The sequence below is a fragment of the Vibrio sp. 10N.222.55.A1 genome, assembly GCF_041473835.1.
Classification (GTDB): domain Bacteria; phylum Pseudomonadota; class Gammaproteobacteria; order Enterobacterales; family Vibrionaceae; genus Vibrio; species Vibrio crassostreae_C.
This window is the reverse complement of the sequence record NZ_JBFRSX010000088.1, coordinates 1-4933: the sequence shown is the minus strand read 5'-3', so window position 1 is coordinate 4933 and position 4933 is coordinate 1. Positions and strand designations below refer to the sequence as shown.

The 4933-nt window shown below is 38.7% G+C and carries 7 protein-coding genes; 6 read left to right on the top strand and 1 reads right to left on the bottom strand.

Going from position 1 to position 4933, the window contains the following annotated elements; translation table 11 throughout:
- Positions 1 to 56: 56 nt before the first annotated feature.
- From AB4493_RS20990 to AB4493_RS20965, 6 genes are all read left to right on the top strand, one after another.
- On the top strand, positions 57 to 650 hold the full coding sequence (locus AB4493_RS20990) for a TetR/AcrR family transcriptional regulator (protein ID WP_102366904.1): 594 nt from the start codon (positions 57 to 59) through the stop codon (positions 648 to 650).
- Between the two features lie 165 nt (positions 651 to 815).
- Positions 816 to 1637, top strand: a complete 822-nt coding sequence (locus tag AB4493_RS20985) for an AraC family transcriptional regulator (protein WP_198589006.1) — start codon at positions 816 to 818, stop codon at positions 1635 to 1637.
- 141 nt (positions 1638 to 1778) lie between these two features.
- Positions 1779 to 2579 (top strand): SDR family oxidoreductase, encoded by an 801-nt coding sequence (locus AB4493_RS20980; RefSeq protein ID WP_102366905.1) that lies wholly within the window; start codon positions 1779 to 1781, stop codon positions 2577 to 2579.
- A gap of 53 nt (positions 2580 to 2632) precedes the next feature.
- Positions 2633 to 2944, top strand: coding sequence for an EthD family reductase (locus AB4493_RS20975; protein ID WP_055024798.1), 312 nt, complete (start codon positions 2633 to 2635; stop codon positions 2942 to 2944).
- 119 nt (positions 2945 to 3063) lie between these two features.
- Complete coding sequence (locus tag AB4493_RS20970; RefSeq protein WP_102366906.1) at positions 3064 to 3708, top strand: DsbA family oxidoreductase; 645 nt, start codon at positions 3064 to 3066, stop codon at positions 3706 to 3708.
- Positions 3709 to 3773: 65 nt separating this feature from the next.
- Positions 3774 to 4214, top strand: a complete 441-nt coding sequence (locus tag AB4493_RS20965) for a YiiD C-terminal domain-containing protein (RefSeq protein WP_102366907.1) — start codon at positions 3774 to 3776, stop codon at positions 4212 to 4214.
- A gap of 22 nt (positions 4215 to 4236) precedes the next feature.
- On the opposite strand, the gene AB4493_RS20960 is transcribed toward AB4493_RS20965, so the two are convergent.
- On the bottom strand, positions 4237 to 4338 hold the full coding sequence (locus tag AB4493_RS20960) for a transposase family protein (RefSeq protein WP_102430419.1): 102 nt from the start codon (positions 4336 to 4338) through the stop codon (positions 4237 to 4239).
- Between the last annotated feature and the right edge of the window lie 595 nt (positions 4339 to 4933).

Sequence of the window (4933 nt, the reverse complement as noted above, 5' to 3'; positions counted from 1 at the left end):
ATGTACTAACTAGTACAATAGGTGTCAATAAGAATTTTATGTAGTTGTATAGATAAATGGCAAAGAAAAGACAGTTTGACGAGATAGAAGTGCTTGGAGTTATGGCCAAATATTTTTGGCAGCATGGTTATGCGTCGACTAAGGTGGATCAATTATCGACCGTTACAGGATTAACGAAAACCAGTATTTACAACGCGTTTGGCAACAAAGAAACCGTGTTTAAATGTATAGTAGATTTCTATGTTGAGCATCACATGTCTGTGGTACTCAAGAAACTCGACTCAAATAAATCAATATCAGAGAATCTTCAATATTTATTTGATAGTGAGTTCTTAAATCCAGAGAATGATCTACTCACTTACGGCTGCTTAATTACAAACAGTATTGTTGAATTAAAATCAAACGAACCAGCCCTCTATGAGTATGTTATTAAGAAGTTTGAACAAGGTCGTATTGCAACACTGGCATTTTTTACTCAATATGAGAAAACAGAACGACTTATTGATGGTATAGATGCAGAGCATTTGACCGACTATTTCCTTACGTTTCGTCAAGGACTAAAAGTTCAATCAAGAGGGCAAAGACCACATGAATCTCTCGCTCGATCTATACATGCATTCATGCTTGTATTGAGTACATTTGAAAAATAGATTATGCGTAGACTATTCTCGAGCTTTAGCTTTGTTGTCGAGTTTTAGATGTCTAATGATTATGAGTGCAGCACCGTAGCAACACGATTCTAGTTGAGCCAATTAGTTAATCGAGCAGGTAGACTGCTTTATCCTTATCGCAATACTATTGAATGGTGCCTTTAAATGAAAACAATAAAATATAATGGACGTATTGTTTTTCAAAAACAAGATATACCCAGTTTCAAACGTATGCCGCGCGTATTTGTAGACAGTGAAGCGTGTTTTGCGTTTGTCACAAATGGCGATTTTAACGTCAGGGAACAGACAGAATCTGCTTCATTGAACAAAAACTGCGGAATACTGGCAAAATGCACCAACTACTTTTATGAAAACACTAGCTATCATAATGATGAAGGTGCAGGTGAAGCGATTGGTATCCTTCTCTATCCTGAAATATTTCAGTCACTGTTTAACTTTGATATTAGCCAGTCAAAATACAGGGTCGATTATAATATTTTGCAGGTTGAAGTGGACAAATTGCTAGAGCACTATCGTGATAGCATCAGTATATTGCTGGATTCTCCAGAGTTGGCGGATGATTTGCTTATCGAGAGCAAACTACGTGAATTTGTCATTCTTATGGCGAAAAGAACCAGCGCACCTTCTGAACTCGATTTTCTTGCTTCTATGTTTAAACCTAACTTTGCCAAATTTGAAGATATTATCCAAAGTAATCTGTATGCGGATCTGAGTGTGGATGAGTTGGCAGCATTGTGTCATATGAGTGTTTCTACTTTTAAACGTAAGTTTAAAGAGGTGTATTCAGAACCCCCAATAAAATACATTACCAAATTAAAAATCAACAAAGCTAAAGTGTTACTGAAAGATAATAGCTTACGTATCTCCGACATCGTTTTTGAAACAGGTTTCGAGTCGATTTCCACGTTTAACCGTGCCTTTAAAGGACAAACAGGTCTATCCCCTTCTCAATTTCGTTTAACCTGACACCAACGCATTTTAACCTTTCCATTCAGGTTGGCTCGTTTGAACTAATGTGAGCAATTTTTGAACTTTTATGGAGAGCCCTGTACCTCCAAATTCCATATAGTTACCCCATCAACTAAACACAGAGAAAGGTAACGAATTATGGGTATCAGCTTTAAAGAAAAATATGGTGATTGGGCACTTATCACAGGGGCAACATCAGGCATTGGCGCAGAAATGGCAAGCCAGATTGCAGCAAAAGGATTGAACATTGTTTTGGTCGCTCGTCGAGAAAAAGAGCTTGAAGAGCAAGCTACGTTGCTTACTGAACGCTACGGAATTAAAGCAACGACCGTTTCTGCTGACTTAAGTACGTCAGAAGGCGTCGAAAAAGTTAAGCAAATTGACAAAAGTATTGGGCTACTTGTACTAGCCGCTGGTATTGAAGTTAATGGTTCGTTTGCTAAATCATCTCTAGAGCAAGAGTTGAAGATGATACAGCTTAACGTTACCTCTGTATTGCAACTGACTCACCACTTTACACCAGCGATGATCGAAAGAAAAAGAGGCGGCATTTTAATGGTATCAAGTCTTTCTGGTCATATGGTTTCCCCATATTTTTCAAATTATGCAGGTACCAAAGCCTATGTTCTTCAGCTAGGTGCATCTCTTCATGGCGAACTTAAACCCAAAGGTATTGATGTAACGGTTCTTTCTCCTGGGTTAACAACTACACCGATGACTGCTGATAATGGTGTTGACTGGTCAAAACTACCAATGGTTGCAAAAGATCCAGCGGAAGTAGCAGAAATAGCTATCAATGGTTTGGGTAGAAAAGCAGTTGTGGTTCCAGGTAAACGTAATCGAATGACCGCTATTCTTTCTGGGATCATCTCCCACCAAAAGCAGGCAATAATGGGTGAATCAATGATTGGAAAAGCAATGCCCAAGAACAAAATGTAACCCCCAACAGTTTAAAACTTTAGTGAAAGAAAAAGGGAAAAAGGGAAAAAGCAATGATTAAAGTATACGTAATATACCCAAATAACGATGATGTGATTTTTGATTTTGATTACTACTGCAACAAACATGTTCCTATGATAGGAGAGCTTCTGGGAGACGCACTAAAAGGGGCGACAGTAGATGCAGGGCTAACAAGTGTTGTTCCTGGTGAAGCAGCGGCATATGTGGCGATTAGTACAATTTCATTTGAATCTATAGAGTCATTTCAAACGGCATTTGGCCCAAATGCAGAGAAGATAAAAGCTGATGTACCGAACTTCACTAATACCGTTCCAACAATTCAGCTTTGTGAGCAAAAAATATAGAACCGCAACTCTCTACGGTGAAAATGAGCAGGATACCGAATAATAAACAATTTGGATTCTGCTTAGTGTTATTTAATGAAATAAAATTGAAACTAAACGCTTGATAAAAAGAGTTAAATATGAATAAGAAAATCAAATTGGATATAGTGTCAGATGTGATTTGTCCTTGGTGTATTATCGGTTATAAGCGTTTAAATACCGCGATAAAAGAGCTTGGTATAGAAGATCGCATTGAGATTGAGTGGCAACCTTTTCAGTTAAATCCAGATATGCCGCTTGAAGGTGAAGACCTACGTGCCCACCTTAAAAGGAAGTACGGTACTACATTAGAAGATAGCATTCGTTTCAGAAAAGAGATGACAGAGCTTGGAGAAGACGTTGGATTTAAATTCGACTACTTTGACGGGCTAAAAGCTGTAAATACCCTTGATGCTCATATTCTTCTGGAGCATGCAAAAAGTGTAGGCAAGCAAACCGAGCTTAAAAACCGGTTATTTGCTTCGTTTTATAGCGAGCAAAAAGATATATCCAGCAAGAGTACCCTCGAGCAAGAGTTGCAAAGTCTTGGTATTAATGTTGACGAAGCAATGCAATGCCTAGATGATGATGATATTCGAAGTCATGTCCAGTCGCTGGAACAACAATGGAAACAAGCGGGTATATCAGGTGTTCCAACGGTTGTATTCAATCGCGAGAGCGCTATTTCTGGAGCCCAATCAGTGGATACTTATAAGCAAGTATTAACTGAATTAGCTAAAGTGTAATTCCTGCATCCCTCTAAAACGGACTTTTGCAATATTGTGGCGGTCTGAAAAAGGCAACGGTCTATATGAAAAATAGAGAGCTTGAAGTCTACCTTCATCATCATATACCAGTATCAAAGTCTCTCGGTATCGGTGTGAATACTTGTAGCAGCAAAAATATCGAGATTACTGCACCATTGAGAGTGAATACAAACCACATGAATACGGTGTTTGGCGGCAGCTTATCTGTTGTTGGTATTTTGGCAGGTTGGTCTTTAGTTTATGCCCAGTTAGAGGGTAAAAAACATCAAATTGTTATTCAAGAAAATAGCATTCGATACCTGAAGCCCGCCAACAAAGATGTAACAGCAGTATGTAAATATGACAACCTTACGGCGTGGTCTCGGTTTCATCGTGCGTTTCAACGCAAGGGAAAAGGGCGTGTTCAAATAGCCTGCAATCTATTTTGTGCGGATGAGTTGGTTGCTACTTTTGAGGGAGTATACGTCGTTTTTAATAAAGAGTAATTAGGTCAAAATGCAAAGAAAACTAAAACTTACGCAACCAATCCAGTTTGTCACGCCCGAACTTTTCAATTTCTTCCCAACCTTGACTTCCTGCAATCACAACGCTAGTGGTAAGGAACAGAATATCAAAGAGTTTATTTACAACTCATCCTGATTGGCGTGTATCTTCAATGGCTACAAAGTACTTGAATAAATTGAGCTCAGACATGGTTGACTTGGTTTGTTATCAAAAAGAAGTATAAGATAAAAAACTTAGCTCAAGGTAAAGCTTGGTGATCTTGCCCTGTACTCTACGGCTACCGCTCACCGCTCGTTTTGTAGATAAAGAGGGCAAAACTAATTATAGATCTTTGATAATTTGGGATATTTTTTCTAATCAATATTAGTCGACTTAGACAGAGTACTCTAAATGATTCCTGTCCAGAAACGTTTTTCAGCGGGTGGTCAAGAAAAATCATAAATGCCTAGCGAGTAGTGAGCTGTGCGAGCGTAAGGAGTGGCTTTATTATTTTACTTTACCATCACTTCCCTTAAATACCCTTTTGGCAGGGTGATGCTTTCACGCAGTGATGCCATCGCCTTGCTAAGCCTTAAGGGATAAAAAAAGCGTACACACCAATATACATAGTATGTACGCTTTATGTATCAACAAGAAGTATTGCTAGTAAAGGGCTGTCACTCACTCACGCGCAAATAGACATGGTTTTTACTGTATACTC